At 72.7% G+C, this 15,684-nt stretch carries 17 protein-coding genes; 11 read left to right on the top strand and 6 right to left on the bottom strand.

Annotated features, from left to right (window positions below):
• The first annotated feature begins 67 nt into the window (after positions 1–67).
• The 4 genes from AB5J54_RS12355 to AB5J54_RS12340 all read left to right on the top strand — a co-directional run bounded on the left by AB5J54_RS12355 (position 68) and on the right by AB5J54_RS12340 (position 3,486).
• Positions 68–718: a hypothetical protein gene (locus AB5J54_RS12355; RefSeq protein WP_369143975.1), complete on the top strand. Its 651-nt coding sequence runs from the start codon at positions 68–70 to the stop codon at positions 716–718.
• Positions 719–1,071: 353 nt separating this feature from the next.
• Positions 1,072–2,535 carry an aldehyde dehydrogenase gene (locus AB5J54_RS12350; protein WP_369143974.1) on the top strand — a complete coding sequence of 488 codons (1,464 nt, stop codon included), beginning with the start codon at positions 1,072–1,074 and terminating at the stop codon, positions 2,533–2,535.
• On the top strand, positions 2,535–2,768 hold the full coding sequence (locus tag AB5J54_RS12345) for a ferredoxin (protein WP_369143973.1): 234 nt from the start codon (positions 2,535–2,537) through the stop codon (positions 2,766–2,768). The genes AB5J54_RS12350 and AB5J54_RS12345 overlap by 1 nt, the downstream gene beginning before the upstream one ends.
• Before the next feature lie 169 nt (positions 2,769–2,937).
• A complete protein-coding gene (locus tag AB5J54_RS12340; RefSeq protein WP_369143972.1) occupies positions 2,938–3,486 on the top strand; it encodes a hypothetical protein in 549 nt (182 codons plus the stop codon).
• An 89-nt stretch (positions 3,487–3,575) separates the two neighbouring features.
• Here the strand turns inward: AB5J54_RS12340 and AB5J54_RS12335 are convergent, their stop codons facing one another.
• Entirely contained in the window at positions 3,576–4,199 is a 624-nt protein-coding gene (locus tag AB5J54_RS12335; protein WP_369143971.1) for a TetR family transcriptional regulator, read from the bottom strand.
• Between the two features lie 217 nt (positions 4,200–4,416).
• Between AB5J54_RS12335 and AB5J54_RS12330 the strand changes: the two genes are divergently transcribed.
• The 4 genes from AB5J54_RS12330 to AB5J54_RS12315 all read left to right on the top strand — a co-directional run bounded on the left by AB5J54_RS12330 (position 4,417) and on the right by AB5J54_RS12315 (position 8,315).
• Positions 4,417–5,751 carry a glycosyltransferase family 4 protein gene (locus AB5J54_RS12330; RefSeq protein ID WP_369143970.1) on the top strand — a complete coding sequence of 445 codons (1,335 nt, stop codon included), beginning with the start codon at positions 4,417–4,419 and terminating at the stop codon, positions 5,749–5,751.
• A 109-nt stretch (positions 5,752–5,860) separates the two neighbouring features.
• Entirely contained in the window at positions 5,861–6,595 is a 735-nt protein-coding gene (locus tag AB5J54_RS12325; protein ID WP_041128992.1) for a class I SAM-dependent methyltransferase, read from the top strand.
• The gene (locus tag AB5J54_RS12320) at positions 6,592–7,683 is read left to right on the top strand and encodes a prenyltransferase/squalene oxidase repeat-containing protein (protein WP_369143969.1); all 1,092 of its coding nucleotides are present in this window, start codon (positions 6,592–6,594) and stop codon (positions 7,681–7,683) included. Before AB5J54_RS12325 ends, AB5J54_RS12320 begins: the two co-directional genes overlap by 4 nt.
• Before the next feature lie 89 nt (positions 7,684–7,772).
• Complete coding sequence (locus AB5J54_RS12315) at positions 7,773–8,315, top strand: hypothetical protein (RefSeq protein WP_369143968.1); 543 nt, start codon at positions 7,773–7,775, stop codon at positions 8,313–8,315.
• A gap of 3 nt (positions 8,316–8,318) precedes the next feature.
• Here AB5J54_RS12315 and AB5J54_RS12310 read toward each other — a convergent pair whose 3' ends face one another.
• The 3 genes from AB5J54_RS12310 to AB5J54_RS12300 form a co-directional block, all read right to left on the bottom strand.
• Entirely contained in the window at positions 8,319–9,329 is a 1,011-nt protein-coding gene (locus AB5J54_RS12310) for an LLM class F420-dependent oxidoreductase (protein ID WP_369143967.1), read from the bottom strand.
• Positions 9,330–9,439: 110 nt separating this feature from the next.
• Positions 9,440–10,297: a DUF5336 domain-containing protein gene (locus tag AB5J54_RS12305; RefSeq protein WP_369143966.1), complete on the bottom strand. Its 858-nt coding sequence runs from the start codon at positions 10,295–10,297 to the stop codon at positions 9,440–9,442.
• A 136-nt stretch (positions 10,298–10,433) separates the two neighbouring features.
• Positions 10,434–11,345 (bottom strand): N-acetylmuramoyl-L-alanine amidase, encoded by a 912-nt coding sequence (locus AB5J54_RS12300; protein WP_369143965.1) that lies wholly within the window; start codon positions 11,343–11,345, stop codon positions 10,434–10,436.
• Positions 11,346–11,824: 479 nt separating this feature from the next.
• Between AB5J54_RS12300 and AB5J54_RS12295 the strand changes: the two genes are divergently transcribed.
• Complete coding sequence (locus tag AB5J54_RS12295) at positions 11,825–13,675, top strand: hypothetical protein (protein ID WP_369143964.1); 1,851 nt, start codon at positions 11,825–11,827, stop codon at positions 13,673–13,675.
• A gap of 9 nt (positions 13,676–13,684) precedes the next feature.
• Here AB5J54_RS12295 and AB5J54_RS12290 read toward each other — a convergent pair whose 3' ends face one another.
• Positions 13,685–14,314 carry a class I SAM-dependent methyltransferase gene (locus AB5J54_RS12290; RefSeq protein WP_369143963.1) on the bottom strand — a complete coding sequence of 210 codons (630 nt, stop codon included), beginning with the start codon at positions 14,312–14,314 and terminating at the stop codon, positions 13,685–13,687.
• 98 nt (positions 14,315–14,412) lie between these two features.
• On the opposite strand from AB5J54_RS12290, the gene AB5J54_RS12285 reads away from it, so the two are divergent.
• Together AB5J54_RS12285 and AB5J54_RS12280 are read left to right on the top strand one after the other, a co-directional pair.
• On the top strand, positions 14,413–14,832 hold the full coding sequence (locus AB5J54_RS12285; RefSeq protein ID WP_369143962.1) for a hypothetical protein: 420 nt from the start codon (positions 14,413–14,415) through the stop codon (positions 14,830–14,832).
• Positions 14,829–15,251, top strand: a complete 423-nt coding sequence (locus AB5J54_RS12280) for a hypothetical protein (protein WP_369143961.1) — start codon at positions 14,829–14,831, stop codon at positions 15,249–15,251. The genes AB5J54_RS12285 and AB5J54_RS12280 overlap by 4 nt, the downstream gene beginning before the upstream one ends.
• Positions 15,252–15,259: 8 nt before the next feature.
• Here the strand turns inward: AB5J54_RS12280 and AB5J54_RS12275 are convergent, their stop codons facing one another.
• Positions 15,260–15,664, bottom strand: coding sequence for a DUF4259 domain-containing protein (locus AB5J54_RS12275; protein WP_369143960.1), 405 nt, complete (start codon positions 15,662–15,664; stop codon positions 15,260–15,262).
• Positions 15,665–15,684: the final 20 nt, after the last annotated feature.

Here is a 15,684-nt window from a genome sequence, read left to right as displayed (position 1 = left end):
CAGGATCCGTGCTCCATGGGCCGGTTATTGCCGAGGCGCTCTTGCGGACCGGTCTTACGCTGGAGGCATGGCCACCGATCCCTTGTTGAGACAAGGCCCCGACTCGACGGATCTGGTCCTGCGCGCGGGGCCGACCGGGCGGGTGTGGAACGCGCTGATGTCGTTGGGGCCGACGCTGTTCGTTCCGCTCGCCTTGGGTGCGCTGACCCTGGTCGTCGCCCTCTGGATGGCGCTGGCCGGGGCGCGGGCGTCGACCGTGTTCGTGGTGGTGGGGGTGATCGCCGGGCTGGAGTACCTGATCGGCTGGCCGGTGATGGCCTTTTCCCGGGCCCGGGACATCCTGCGGGTGGAGTTCGCGCCGGCCGGGGTGCCCACGTCCCTGCGGTTGGTCCGGGCCGCCGGGCCGGACGTCTGGCTGCCCGTCACGACCCTGCGCGAGGTGTGGCTGACGCACAAGGTGGTGGAGCCGTACGAGGGGGACTACAAGCCGGCCGTCTCCACGCTCGCGCTGGAACTCGTCCTGGGGGGCGCCCGGGAGCGGATCGAGCTCCCGTTCGGCGGCGACCCGCGGCGGCTCGCCGACGCCTTGAAGGCTCTGCTCGGCCCGGCTGGGGTTGTCGTGCTGCTGCGCACCGAGCGCAGCACGCGCGAACGGCCGCAGCCCAACTCACGCTGGACCTCAGGTGGTTCGGCCTCGGCCAACTCGGGTGGCGGCTGAGCCCGGGCTGCCCGTGGCGCTCCCCGGCCGGGAGCGCCCGTCGAAGCGACCGGCGGCTGGTGCTGCGGGGCAGCCTGCCGCGCCCCGGGTGCGTTGAGCCGTCCGGTCGACCATTGCGGGCGCTGCTCGACGCAGGCGAGAACATCAAGGCGCTGAGCGGCTGCCCGGGGCACGCCGACCCTGGCTTCACGGCATGACGACGGCCCCCACCAGTGGCAAAGCTGCTGGTGGGGGCCGGTTTGGCCTCAAGTCTGGCCAAGTATAACTAGAACTGGTATCAGTTCTGAAGCACCGTCAGGAAACATCGTCAGGGATACCGGCAGGCAATTCCATCCCCTCGGGAGGCAGCGGTCATGACCGAGCTTGTGGAGCACGGAAAGCTGTTCATCGGCGGGGAGTTGACCGACCCGCTCGGCGACGGGGTCATCGAGGTGATCTCCCCGCACACCGAGCAGGTCATCGGCCGTGTCCCGCACGCCTCCGAGGCGGATGTCGACCGGGCCGTGGCCGCCGCCCGCCGGGCCTTCGACGAAGGGCCCTGGCCTCGGATGACCGTCGAGGAGCGGATCGCCGTCGTCACCCGGATCAAGGACGCGATCGCCGTCCGGTACGAGGAGATCGGTCGCGTCATCAGCGCGCAGAACGGCTCCCCGTACTCCTGGTCCGTCCTCGCCCAGGCGCTCGGCGCGATGATGGTCTGGGACGCGGCGATCACCGTCGCCCGGGACTTCCCGTACGAGGAGCGGCGCGGCGGTGTCCTCGGGCCGCTGCTCGTCCGGCGCGAGCCCGTCGGGGTCGTCGCGGCCGTCGTCCCGTGGAACGTGCCGCAGTTCACCGCCGCCGCCAAGCTCGGGCCCGCGCTGCTCGCCGGCTGCACGGTGGTCCTCAAGCCCTCCCCGGAGTCGCCCCTCGACTCGTACATCCTCGGCGAGATCGCCGCCGAGGCCGGTCTCCCGGAGGGGGTCCTGTCGATCCTGCCCGCCGACCGCGAGGTCAGCGAGTACCTCGTCGGCCACCCCGGCGTCGACAAGGTCTCCTTCACCGGCTCGGTCGCCGCCGGCAAGCGGGTCATGGAGGTCGCCTCCCGCAACCTCACCCGCGTCACCCTCGAACTGGGCGGCAAGTCGGCCGCCGTGATCCTGCCGGACGCGGACCTGGAGACCGCCGTCGCCGGGATCGTCCCGGCCGCCTGGATGAACAACGGGCAGGCGTGCGTGGCCCAGACCCGCATCCTCGCGCCCCGCGCGCGGTACGAGGAGATCGCCGAGGCCTTCGCGGCCGCGGCCGGCGCGCTCGTCGTCGGCGATCCGCTCGACCCGGCCACCCAGGTCGGCCCGCTCGTCGCCCGGCGCCAGCAGCAGCGCTCCCTCGACTACATCGGGATCGGCCAGGCGGAGGGCGCGAAGCTGCTCACCGGCGGCGGCCGCCCGGACGGCCTCGACCGCGGCTGGTACGTCGAGCCGACCCTCTTCGGCGACGTCGACAACTCCATGCGGATCGCCCGCGAGGAGATCTTCGGCCCGGTCATCTGCCTCCTGCCGTACGGGGACGAGGACGAGGCGCGGCGGATCGCGAACGACTCCGACTTCGGGCTCAGCGGCAGCGTGTGGACCGGGGACGTGGAGCACGGCATCGACTTCGCCCGCCGGATCCGCACCGGCACCTTCAACGTCAACACCTTCAGCCTCGACATGCTCGGCCCCTTCGGCGGCTACAAGAACTCGGGCCTGGGGCGGGAGTTCGGCCCCGAGGGCTTCGGCGAGTACCTTGAGCACAAGATGATCCACCTCCCCGGCGGCTACGAGGGCGGGGCGTGATGGGGGACCGCTGGCACGTCGAGGTCGACCGGAGCGTCTGCATCGGCTCCGGCATGTGCGTGAACCACGCCCCGGGCGGCTTCCGCCTCGACACGGCCCGCCAGTCCCACCCGGTGGAGCCGGAGACGGACGCGGGCGAACGCCTCCTCGCGGCGGCGGAGGGCTGTCCGGTGGAGGCGATCCTGATCACCCTGGCGGACGGCGGGGAGCCGGTCTTCCCGCCGGAGGACTGACCGGGCCCGACCTCCTGCGGCCCGCCCGTGCGCCGTGTGCTGTCGGGTGAGGACGCCTAGCAGCCCTGACGACACGCGCCTTTGCGTACGGCAGCTGTTTCCACGTGCAAAACTAGGCCCCTTGATCACGGGGGCAAGGGGCCTTCGTGCGCGCGGAATTGGGAGTGTTGTGCGCAAGGCGATGTGGGCGGCCGCGGCTGCCGGTGTGGTGCTGCTCGTGGCGGGCTGTGGCAGCGAGGGCGGTACGGACAAGGGCGGTTCGGCGTCCGGCGGTTCGTCCTCGGCCGGTTCGTCCGCGACGGGCGGTTCCGGCGCGGGTGGTTCGAGCGACGAGAAGCTGGACGCGGCCGCCGTCACCAAGGAGTTGACGGACGCGGCGACCGGGGCCGGCTTCACGCAGGACTCCTCGGGCGAGGCGGTCCCGGCCGAGGCCAAGGAGTGCATGGTCAGCTGGACGGCCGACGCCGAGAAGGCCGCGGACCCGGCGAAGTCGTACTCCGGCACCGTCGCGACCCTGACCTCGGGCGGCTGGAGCGAGGAGCGGAGCTCCGGCGCGGGCGGCTCGGTGATCAAGTCGCTGACGAAGAGCAGCTGGAAGCTCCAGGCCAGCAACCACTCGGCGGGCCCGCTGAAGCTGGTCATGTTCGTGGCCGTCGACAGCAGCGCGGAGTGCGCGGCGGTCCTCGCGGAGAGCAACGCCAAGCCGCAGGGCTCCTGACCCCGCACCGCCCGCGCCCCCGGCAGGTGGACCGGCCGGGGGCCCGGGCGGAAGCCCCGGGCCGCCGGCTCGTGCGGCCTGAGGTGTCCTCAGGCCGTCGGTTCCGGTGCCGTCAGGTCGATCAGGCGGCAGACCGTCTCGATGTCGATCTTCACCTGTGCGATCGAGGCGCGTCCGGACAGCCAGGTGATCAGCGCCGAGTGCCAGGTGTGCTCGATCACCCGGACCGCCGAGAGCTGGCTCGGCGTCGGGTGCTCCGCCCCCATCGCGTCCAGGATGATCGCCGTCGTCAGCCGGGAGACCGTGTCGACCTCGGGGCTCACGCTGCGGTCCGCGAAGGTCAGCGCCCGCACCATCGCGTCCGCCAGCTGCGGCTCCCGCTGGAGTGCCCGGAAGGCGCGCATCAGCGTCTCGGCGACCCGCTCCGCCGGATCGGCGCCCGCCGGCGGCCGCTTCCGCAGCGTCGTGTGCATGTGCTGCAGCTGGTCCTGCATGGTCGCCACGAGCAGGTGGATCTTGGACGGGAAGTACCGGTACAGGGTGCCGAGGGCGACCCCCGCCGCCTCGGCGACCTCCCGCATCTGCACGGCGTCGAAGCCGCCCCTGGCCGCGAGCTGGGCGCTGGCGTTCAGGATGCGGCGGCGGCGCGCCTCCTGGCGCTCCGTGAGGGGCGGCGACGCGGGTCTGTGGTCCGCCCTGTTCTCTGCGGTCATGAGGTCCCGTTCCGTGCGGCTTCCGTTCGGTGGGGAGCGACAGTATGGCCGTGCCGCCGCCGTGGCGCGAATCACCTGTTCCGGCTCTCACCACGGAGCTACCTGCCGGTAGATTCTGTGCTCCTTGAAGGATCAAGAACGTTCAAGTCTGTAACTTGTTCTAGATTAGCGCGAGCGGTTACGCTCCCGCGAAACGCACGCTCGAAGGGGGTCGCGCATGACCGCTGAGGCCATAGAGGCAAGCCCCCGCCAGGGCGTCACCGCGGCCGGTGACCGTCCGTTGCGGATCGCTCTCCTCACGTACAAGGGGAACCCGTTCTGCGGCGGCCAGGGCGTCTACGTCCGGCACCTCTCCCGCGAGCTCGCCCGCCTCGGCCACACCGTCGAGGTCATCGGCTCCCAGCCGTACCCCGTCCTGGACGAGGGCGAGGATCTCGCGGGTCTCACGCTCACCGAGATCGCGAGCCTCGACCTCTACCGCTCGCCGGACCCCTTCCGGACCCCGAAGCGCGAGGAGTACCGGGACTGGATCGACGCGCTGGAAGTCGCCACCATGTGGACCGGCGGCTTCCCCGAGCCGCTCACCTTCTCCCTGCGCGCCCGGCGCATGCTCGCCGCCCGTCGCGGCGACTTCGACGTCGTCCACGACAACCAGACCCTCGGCTACGGACTCCTCGGCGGCCCGCGTGCGATCGGCGCGCCGCTCGTCACCACGATCCACCACCCCATCACCGTCGACCGGCAGCTCGAACTCGACGCCGCCGCCGACTGGAAGCGCCGCGCCTCCGTCCGCCGCTGGTACGCCTTCACCGGCATGCAGAAGAAGGTCGCCCGCCGGCTGCCGTCCGTGCTCACCGTCTCCGGCACCTCCCGCCAGGAGATCGTCGAGCACCTCGGCGTCCGCGAGGACCGCATTCGCGTCGTCCACATCGGCGCCGACACCGACCTCTGGTCCCCGGACCCGTCCGTCGCCGAGGTCCCCGGGCGGATCGTCACCACCTCCAGCGCGGACGTCCCGCTCAAGGGTCTCGTCTTCCTCGTCGAGGCGCTCGCCAAGCTCCGTACCGAGAACCCCGAGGCGCACCTCGTCGTCGTCGGCAAGCGCGCCGAGGACGGGCCGGTGGCCGCCGCGATCGAGCGGTACGGGCTGGCCGGCGCCGTCGAGTTCGTGAAGGGCATCAGCGACGCGGAGCTCGTCGACCTCTACCGGTCCGCCCAGGTCGCCTGCGTGCCCTCGCTGTACGAGGGGTTCTCGCTGCCGGCCGCCGAGGGCATGGCGACCGCGACTCCGCTCGTCGCCACGACGGGCGGGGCCATTCCGGAGGTCGCCGGGGCCGACGGCGAGACGTGCCTTGCGGTGCCGACGGGGGACGCGGGGGCGCTTGCCGCTGCGCTGGGGCGGGTGCTGGGTGACGCGGAGCTGCGGGCGCGTCTCGGCCGGGCCGGGCGCGAGCGGGTCCTGGCCAACTTCACCTGGGCCAGGGCCGCCCAGGGGACGGCCGAGCTGTACCGCGAGGCGGTGGCCCGTCAGGGAGCCGGAGTCCGCCGGTGACATCCCGCAGTCGTTGCCGGCCGCAGCCCGGCGGTGGAGTTGTGCCCACCTGTTCCGCCCCGCGGAACGCCTGCCCACAACCAGTCTCCAACCCCGAAAGCAGGCCTTCGTGCTGACCGTCGACTTCACTCGTTTCCCGCTCGCCCCCGGTGATCGTGTGCTCGATCTCGGCTGCGGGGCGGGGCGGCATGCCTTCGAGTGCTACCGGCGTGGTGCCCAGGTCGTGGCCCTCGACCAGAACGGCGAGGAGATCCGCGAGGTCGCCAAGTGGTTCGCGGCCATGAAGGAGGCCGGGGAGGCCCCCGCGGGGGCGACCGCCACCGCGATGGAGGGCGACGCGCTCAACCTGCCGTTCCCCGACGAGTCCTTCGACGTCGTCATCATCTCCGAGGTCATGGAGCACATTCCGGACGACAAGGGCGTGCTCGCCGAGATGGTGCGGGTCCTCAAGCCGGGCGGCCGGATCGCGATCACCGTGCCCCGGTACGGCCCCGAGAAGGTCTGCTGGGCGCTCTCCGACGCGTACCACGAGGTCGAGGGCGGCCACATCCGCATCTACAAGGCCGACGAGCTGCTCGCCAAGATCCGGCAGGCCGGTCTCAAGCCGTACGGCACCCACCACGCGCACGCGCTGCACTCGCCGTACTGGTGGCTGAAGTGCGCCTTCGGCGTGGACAACGACAAGGCGCTGCCGGTCCGCGCGTACCACAAGCTCCTGGTCTGGGACATCATGAAGAAGCCCGCTCTGACCCGGGTCGCCGAGCAGCTGCTCAACCCGGTCGTCGGCAAGAGCTTCGTCGCCTACGCCACCAAGCCCCACCTCCCCAAGGCCGACGCGCAGTGACCTTCCCCGAGCGGATCGCCGAGCACCTCGTCCTGCCCGGGGTGCTCACCGCGGAGCAGGCCGCCGAGACCGTCGCCGGGATACTCGCCTGCCAGCGCGAGGACGGCGCCATCCCCTGGTTCCGCGGGCACCACCTGGACCCGTGGGACCACACGGAGGCCGCCATGGCCCTCGACACGGCCGGCGAGCACGAGGCCGCGGCCCGGGCCTACGAGTGGCTCGCCCGCCATCAGAACGGCGACGGCTCCTGGTCCGCGGCGTACCACGACGGCGACCCGGAGCAGATCACCGACCGCAGCCGTGAGTCCAACTTCGTCGCGTACATCGCGGTCGGCGTCTGGCACCACTACCTGTCCACCGGCGACGACGCCTTCCTCGACCGGATGTGGCCCGTCGTCTACGCGGCCGTCGAGTTCGTCCTCGGGCTCCAGCAGCCCGGCGGCCAGATCGGCTGGAAGCGCGAGCCCGACGGCACCCCGGTGAACGACGCGCTCCTGACGGGCAGTTCGTCGATCCACCAGGCGCTGCGCTGCGCCCTCGCGATCGCCGAGGTCCGCGAGGAGGCGCAGCCCGACTGGGAGCTGGCCGCGGGGGCCCTCGGCCATGCGATACGCCGGCACCCCGAGCGCTTCCTCGACAAGTCCCGCTACTCGATGGACTGGTACTACCCGGTCCTCGGCGGCGCGGTCACGGGGGACGAGGCGAAGGCCCGGATCGAGGCCGACTGGGACCGCTTCGTCGTGCCCGGCCTGGGCGTGCGCTGTGTCGTCCCCAACCCCTGGGTCACCGGCGGCGAGAGCTGCGAACTGGCCCTCTCGCTCTGGGCGATGGGGGAGTCCGACCGGGCGCTCACCATCCTCCAGGACATCCAGCACCTGCGCGCCGAGAACGGCATGTACTGGACGGGGTACGTCTTCGAGGGCGCCACGGAGGCCGACCGGGCCGTCTGGCCCGAGGAGCAGACCAGCTGGACCGCCGGCTCCCTCCTCCTCGCGGTGGCGGCCCTGGGCGGCGAGGAGGCGACCGTCGCGGTCTTCGGCGGTGACCGACTCCCCACGGGCCTCGAACCGGACTGCTGCGGAGGCTAGGCCCGCCCGAACCCGTACGGAGTCGCCCCGGTGGCGGACGCGGTGGGCCCGGGTGAGGCTGGCGCCACCGTCACCAGGGAGGTTTCGTCTTGCCCAGAAGCGTTTCGCGGGGGGTCGTGGCACTGCTGTTGTCCTGCGCCCTGCTCCTCACCGCCACCGCATGCAACGACGACGCGCAGAGTGCGAGCGGTGCCGCGACGCCGACGGCCTCCGCGAGCTTCGAGCAGCAGAAGCTGGCGAAGACGCGGTTCGTGGCCAACGCCGGTCTGGCCGCGGGTGCCACGTACCAGTGGATCGTGAAGCCGTACCGGGCGGGCAAGTTCAAGAAGGGCGCGGACGGCCGGACCTTCGCGCTGGTCAAGGCGGGGCTCGCGGGCGCGTTCACGTACAACCGGCTCAAGGCGGCCGTGAACAACGCCAAGGGCGACCCGCTGCTGTCGAAGGCGGTCGCGCCGCTCTCCGCCGGGATCGAGTCGCTCAAGGACCTGGGGACGAAGCTCCGCAAGGGCGAGGTGGGCGACGCGGACGTCGGCGCCTTCGAGAACGTCATCAACAGCGTGAAGGACGCCGGCAGGAGTGCCGGTGCGGAAGTGGTGGACAAGGTGCCCAGCACGTCGGAGCTGGGTGGGTGACCCTCAGGCGTTGAGCTCCGCCAGGAGGCGGAGCGTGGCCGGGTCCGGTGCCGTGACCAGCAGGTCGGTCACCGGGCCCTGTCGCCATCGGTCGAGGCGCTCGGCGATGCGCTTCCGGGGGCCGACCAGGGAGATCTCGTCCGCGAAGGCGTCCGGTACGGCGAGCACCGCCTCCTCGCGCCGCCCCGCCGCGAACAGCTCCTGGATGCGGCGGGCCTCCTTCTCGTACCCCATGCGCCCCATGAGGTCGGCGTGGAAGTTGCGGGCCGCGTGCCCCATGCCGCCGATGTAGAAGCCGAGCATCGCCTTGACCGGCAGCAGCCCGGCCGTCACGTCCTCGCAGAGCCGCGCCCGGACCATGGGCGCGACGAGGAAGCCCTCGGGGAGCGTGTCCGGGAGGGCGTACACCTCGGCCCAGCGGTCCGGCGTCCAGTAGAGCGGCAGCCAGCCGTCGGCGATGGCGAGGGTCTGCGCGATGTTCTTGGGTCCCTCGGCGCCCAGCAGGATCGGGACGTCGGCGCGCAGGGGGTGGGTGATCGGCTTCAGGGCCTTGCCGAGGCCGGTGCCGTCCGGGCCGGTGTACGGGTGGGAGTGGTGGCGTCCGTCGAGTCGTACGGGTGCCTCGCGGCGCAGCACCTGGCGGACCACGTCCACGTACTCGCGGGTCGCGGTCAGCGGGGAGCGGGGGAAGGGGCGCCCGTACCAGCCCTCGACGACCTGCGGGCCGGACAGGCCGAGCCCCAGCAGCACGCGCCCGCCGGAGAGGTGGTCCAGTGTGAGCGCGTGCATCGCGGTGGTGGTGGGCGCGCGGGCGGCCATCTGCGCGACGGCGGTGCCCAGCCGGATGCGGCTGGTGTGCGCGGCGATCCACGTCAGCGCGGTGAAGGCGTCGGAGCCCCAGGCCTCTGCGGTCCACACGGAGTCGTAGCCGAGCCGCTCGGCCTCGCGGGCGAGGTCGAGATGGGCGGGGGAGGGGCCGCGGCCCCAGTAGCCGAGGGCGAGTCCGAGTCGCATGCCCCACATCCTTTCTGACGGTCCGTCAGGTGTGTTGCGGGGACTGTACGGCAACGGCCCCCCGCCCGGAAGGGATTCCGGTCGGGGGGCCGTTCGTGAACGGGGCGCGATCAGCCGCGCTGGATGCCCGTCGTGTCCTGGAGGACACCGCGGCGGCCGTCCTGCGTCTGGGCCACCAGGCCCGGACCGCGCTGCTCGACCGCCAGGTACCAGGTGCCCGGCGCCAGCTCCGCGATCGGCGCCTGCGAGCCGTCCTCCGCGTACAGCGGACGCGCGACCGGGACCGCGAACCAGAACGGCGCGAAGTCCGAGGCCGGCTGCGGGGCCGGGGCGGCCGCCTGCGGCTCGGGCTGCTGCACGGCCTGCGGCTGCGGGGCGGCGGCCTGCGCGCCGAACGGCTGGCCCGCACCCTGCGAGGGGTCGTGCGGAGCGCCGTACGGCTGCTGCTGCGCGCCCGGGTAGCCGTAGCCGCCGGGGACGCCCGGCTGACCCGGCTGGCCGGGCTGCATGCCGTACGGCTGCGGGGTCTGCGGCTTGGGCGCGCCGACGAGCGGGGCCTGCAGGGCGGGGACCAGCGGACCGGCGACGGCGGCACCGGCCACCACCAGCGCGGCGATGAGGCCGAGGATCAGGCCCGCGCCGGCGTTCTCCGCCTCGAAGATCCACATGAGCAGGGTCCAGGCGGACGCGATGGTGAACGCGGCACCGACCTGGCCGAGCTCCAGGCCCGCCACCTTGCGCTGCTGCGGCAGGGCGCGGGACGCGACGACGAGGGCGGCGCCCGCGATCCCGACGAAGAAGGAGCCCCAGCCGAGGTACGAGAGCTCCCACGAGTTCACCGTGGGGACCTTGTCGCAGATGTCGGCGCCGGCGTCACAGCCGGAGATGTCGAGGAACGAGGCGATGAACAGCACCACCGCTGCGCCGATCAGCACGCCATCGCCTCGGGTGAGGGAGCGGATATTCACGTAAGAGTCCTTCGTCGGGTCGTCGGTCGTCGCGTCGGGTGGCGCTCTGGTCATGGCGCTCGGGCCATGGCGCTCAAGTGTGTGGCACGGGGGGCGGGGCCCCCATCGTACGGAGCGAATCTATCGCCCGCGGGTTCTACCCCTTGAGGTAGGTCGCGATGCCGTCCGCCAGTCCCTGCGCGGCCTTCTGCCGCCACGTCGCCGACGTGAGCAGCTGAGCGTCCTTCGGGTCACGCATGTTGCCGCATTCGACGAAGACCTTGGGAACGGTCGAGAGGTTGAGGCCGCCGAGATCGTCCCGTACGTCCAACCCGGTACCGGAACCGATGTAGTTGGCGGGCGAGGTTCCGGTGGCGCGGGCGAACCGGTCCGCGATCCGCTCGCCGAGGGTACGGGAGGGGCCGACGATCTTCGCGGTGTCGGCGGCACCCGCCTGGACCTTCGCCGGCAGGATCACATGGAAGCCGCGGTGGCCGACGGCCGAGCCGTCCGCGTGGACGGACACCACGGCGTCGGCGCGGGCGGCGTTGCCGATCCTGGCCCGCTCGTCGATGCACGGGCCCCAGGGGCGGTCGCCGTCGTGGGTGAGGACCACCTTCGCGCCGCGCGCGGTGAGGAGATCCCGCAGTCGGTGCGAGACGTCGGAGGTGAACGAGGCCTCCGTGTAACCGGCGTCGGTGGAGGTGCCGGTGGTGTCGCACTCCTTGCGGTTCGTCCCGATATTGACCTTCTGGTTGATTTCGGTCGAATGGCGGAAGTTGCCGGAGTTGTGGCCGGGGTCGATGACGATGGTCTTCCCGGCGAGCGAGCCGCTTCCCTGGGCGGCGGGCGGCGCATGGGTGGTCCGCGGTGCGGAGGGAGCGGCGGGGGCGGAGGCGAACGGCGGCCGGGACTGCGTCCCGCTCTCGCCCTGGGTGGCCTCCTGGGCCTTCCCCGCCGGCGGAGCGGCCTGTGAGGCCCCGCACCCGGCGAGCACGGCACAGCAGCCCGTGGCGGCGAGGGCGAGGGCGAGGGTACGGCGGGCGGTGTTCCGGTGGTCGTACGGCACCCCGCGACTTTAGGCCCTGCGCGGAGCGAAATGCCGCAGGGGTACGTCGCAGGTTGGTCACCGGCTTCATGGATCGGTGGACGCGTGTGAGCGAAGCGTGAAGGGTAGGTGAGAAGGGCGACGGTGGGGTGTCACCGCGCATGGACCCACGAGGGGGAACCGTGGTGGGGGAAGAACCGAACGACGCACGTCCCGAGCCGAACGACAGGCGTCCCGAGCTGAACGACAGGCGTCCGGGCGAGAGCGACTTAAGCCGGCGGAGCGGCCGGACGGACTCCGGGCCGCCTCCCGGAGCCCCTTCGGACGCCCCCGCGCCACCGTGGGCACCGCCGCCGCCGTCCGGCGCGGGGGCCGAGGGTGCGGCTGGGCCCGGCGCGGCCGGCTCGGGGACTCCGGCGGCGCCTGCCGCGCCCGGCGCGGGAACGCCCACGCTCGCCTTCGGCCCGCCGCCCGGCGCGGGGGCCGAGGGCGCTCCGCCCGTGGCCCCGGCCCCGGCCGGCTCGGGGGCTCTGGCGGCTCCCGCCGGCTCGGGTGCGGGTGCGGGGGCGGGTGCGGGTGCGCACACGCTCGCCTTCGGTCCGCCGACCGGCGCCGGCGCCACCCCGCCCGGGCCCGTGCCCGGTGCGCCGTACGGCCCAGGTCCCGAGGGCGCACCGCCCGCGGCCACGGCCGCCTCGCCCGGCGCCGGTCCCGCGCCCGGGACCGGTCCCGCGCCGGGGCACGGCGCCGCCCCCGGGCCCGCGACCGCGACCGGGTGGGCCGGGGCCGGGACGCTGCCGCCGCCGCCCGGCGCTCCGCCCGGGTTCGGGCCACCGCCGCCGCCCGCGCAGCCCCAAGGCCCCGCGAACCCGGCCCAGTCCGCCGCCGTCGCCCTGCTCAACCTCTCCGGCCTCGGGCTCGGCTATGTCCTGCTGCGGAACTGGATCGGCGCCGCGCTCTGCTGGCTCGCCACCGCCGCCCTGCTCGTCGCCGCGCTCCCCGCCGACGTCGACGGCGTGCCCACCTTCGTCGTCTACGGCTACCTCGCCTTCCTGATCGCCGTCGCCATCGACGGCGGCCGGCGCGGAGCGCGCGCCAGCCTCCGGATCGGCGCCGGCCTCCGCCGCCTCGCGCTCCCGCTCGCCCTCGTCCTGCTCGCCGTCCCCGCCGGAGGCTCCCTCGCGTACGGCGCCGCCCGCGACGAGGCCAAGGAGCAGGCCCTCCTCGAACGGCTCGCCGCGGCCGACACGCTCGTGAAGTCCGCCGACGGCCTCGCCTTCGACAAGGCCGAGCCGACCTACCGCAAGGCGCTCGACACCTACCAGGACCTCGGCACGAAGCACTCCGGCTCGCGGGCCGGAAAGCTCGTCCCCGACCGCCTCGACGCGTACTACACGTCGGTCTCCGCCCCGTACGACAAGAAGCAGTACTGCGCGGCCGTCCCCCCGCTCAAGCACCTGCGGGGGCTCGCCGCCACCGTCGACAAGGAGCTGCTCGGCTCCCGGCCCGCCAAGACCGACGAGCCGCTCGCCGAGTCGCTCTACCAGTGCGGCACGGCGGCGCTCGGCGTGCAGACGGCGAACCCGACGGCCGGCGCGAGCCTCAACGAGCTCCTCAGCACCTTCCCGAAGTCCACCCAGGCGACCCGCGTCGAACCGGCCGTCCGGGAAGCCATCAAGACCCGCGTCACCGCCCTGGGCGGCGCCGAGCCCTGCGACGCCACCGCCGAGCTGCGCACGCTGCGCTCCTCCCTCGACGAGATGCCGGACCCGTCCCTCGAACCCGCCTCGAAGGAGGCGTCGGACGCGGTCCAGAAAGGCGACTTCGCCTGCGGCACCGACCAGTTCAAGGACAAGGAGTTCAGCACCGCGGCCACGACCATGACCGACTACGCCAAGACCTACCCGAACAGCCCGCAGGCCGCCCACGCCCGCTCGATCGCCATCGCCGCCGAGATCGCCGAGGAGGAGCCCGCCGCCGGCGGGAGCCTGCCCCCGGCCGACGTCCCCGGCGGCGCCCGCATGGTCATGGTGGTCAGCAACGACGGCCCCGGCGAGGTCGAGCTGCTCTACACGGGCCCGATGACCGGCAAGGTCACCCTCAAGGCGTGCGGGACCTGCACGAAGTACCAGACCCCGCTGCTCGTGAACTCCCCGAAGATCAAGGCCTGCTCGGGGCCGTCCTCGAAGTACCCGAAGGCGACCCTGCTCCTGCCCGCCGGCGACTACCACTTCCTCCAGAAGCGCGCGGCCACCGGCACCTCCACGGCGGGGGACACCAAGTCGAGCAGGACGAAGATCGAACCGGGCTACAGCTACACCAACTGCCTGTACGTCACGTCGCTCTTCTGAGCCCGTGCGTCAGCGGCGGCGCAGCACCCGCAGCGAGTCGGTGACCGAGACCTCGTCGAAGTCACCCGACTCGAGGGCTCGGAGATAGATCCGGTACGGCGCCTGGCCGCCGTCCTCCGGGTTCGGGAAGACGTCGTGGATGACCAGCAGGCCCCCGGGGGCGACCTTGGGGGCCCAGCCCTCGTAGTCGTTCGTGGCGTGCTCGTCCGTGTGCCCACCGTCGATGAACACAAGACCCAGCTGCCCGCCCCAGGTCTTCGCGACCAGCGGCGAACGGCCGACCACCGCGATCACGTGCTCCTCCAGGCCCGCCTCGTGGAGCGTCCGGCGGAACGTCGGCAGCGTGTCCATCAGCCCCACCTCCGGGTCCACCACGCTCGCGTCGTGGTACTCCCAGCCCGGCTGCTGCTCCTCGCTGCCCCGGTGGTGGTCCACGGTCACCGCGACCGTCCCCGCCTCCCGGGCCGCGTCCGCGAGCAGGATCGTCGACCGCCCGCAGTACGTCCCGACCTCAAGGAGCGGCAGCCCCAGCTTCGCGGCCTCCACGGCCGCCCCGTACAGCGCGAGCCCCTCCCCGACGGGCATGAACCCCTTCGCGGCCTCGAAGGCGGCAAGGATCTCGGGCGAGGGCTCGGACATGGTCACTCCTACTGGCGGGTACGCGTCTATGGCCGCCCATGGTGCCCTATGCGTCGCACGCGAACCACACCGTCTTCCCTCCGTTACGATCGCTGACCGTGGCGACCCTCATAGGCATGGTGATCCTGGCGTTCGTCCTGCCGGCCTGGGTGGGGATCACGTACGTGGGGCTGGTCCGGGCCCGGCAGGAGGAGGCCGGGTTGCCCCTGCCGCCCCCGCCTCGCCGCACACCCGCGAAGAAGGCCGCCTGGGTCGCCGCCCTGGCCTTCGTCGGGGGCGGAGCACTGCACGTGTACGGGCTCTCGTACATGCCGTTCCTTCAGCCGGAGGACGCGTGCTGGTTCAACGCGGGGCACATGGCGGACCCCGACTCCAGCAGCGCGCTGCCCGTGAGTCTGGTGTGCGCGGGCGAGGAGATCGTCCCGTGGTGGGTCAACCCCGGTCTCCTCGTCCTCGCGCTGACCGCCGTCACGGCCACCGTCACGAGCATCGTCCTGGCCCTGAGGAGACGCGCGTGAACGAACCCCGGTTCGACCTGCCCCCCGAAGCCCCGCCCGAACTCGTCGCCGAGTGGAACGAGCTGGCGGCCAGGGTCTGTCATGAGCTGGTCCAGGCCGGACTTCCCGCCCGCAGGGCCGACCTCGGGGATGCCCCGTGGGGCAGGCCCGGTGCGGACGTCCACGTGGACCGGCTCCTCGACGGCGGGGTGTACGTGAACTGGAGGACGGGCGAGGAACTGCGGACCGTCGCCCTCGAACTCTTCGAGCAGGGCATCGACTACGAGGATCCGCCTCCGGTCGTGCGCCACCACCGCGACGTTCACCAGTTCATGCAGGACGCCCTGCTGGGAATCCTCGCCTCGGCCGGATTCCAGGTCGAGGTACCGGATCCGCACGCGCACGGAAGTGCGGTCCACGTGAGGGGTCTTCGCACCTGATCCGCGGGTCAGGCCCCCGCGAGGACCGCCCTCAGCTTCCGTACCCCCGCCTTCCACTCCTCCCCGTCCGACTCCTCCCAGAGCTCCAGGAGTTCGGACGGCTCGGTGAGGACCCGGTCCAGGGCCTCGACGGCCGCCGGACGCAGCTCCGCCGGGAGTGCGGGCAGGGGCTTCTCCGGGCCGTACGAGGTGGTGACCGGCTCCCCGCCCGGGCACTGCGCCGCCACGAGCGCCGCCGAGGCGATCGCCTCCACCGCCAGGTCCGAGTCCAGGTACTCCTCGCCCGTCCCGGTCACCTCGCGGAAGGCCGCGAGCAGGACCCCGGCCCGCTTCTCCTCGGGGGCCTCGTCCACCCGGTACGAGAAGTCCGCGGCGGTGTCGTTGTCGAAGGGGCCGATGTCCCAGGTACCCATGGCGTGCTCGCTCTCTGCTG

The sequence above is a fragment of the Streptomyces sp. R44 genome, assembly GCF_041053105.1.
GTDB lineage: Bacteria > Actinomycetota > Actinomycetes > Streptomycetales > Streptomycetaceae > Streptomyces.
The sequence above is the reverse complement of the archived record's forward strand: the minus strand, read 5'-3'. Positions and strand labels throughout refer to the sequence as shown.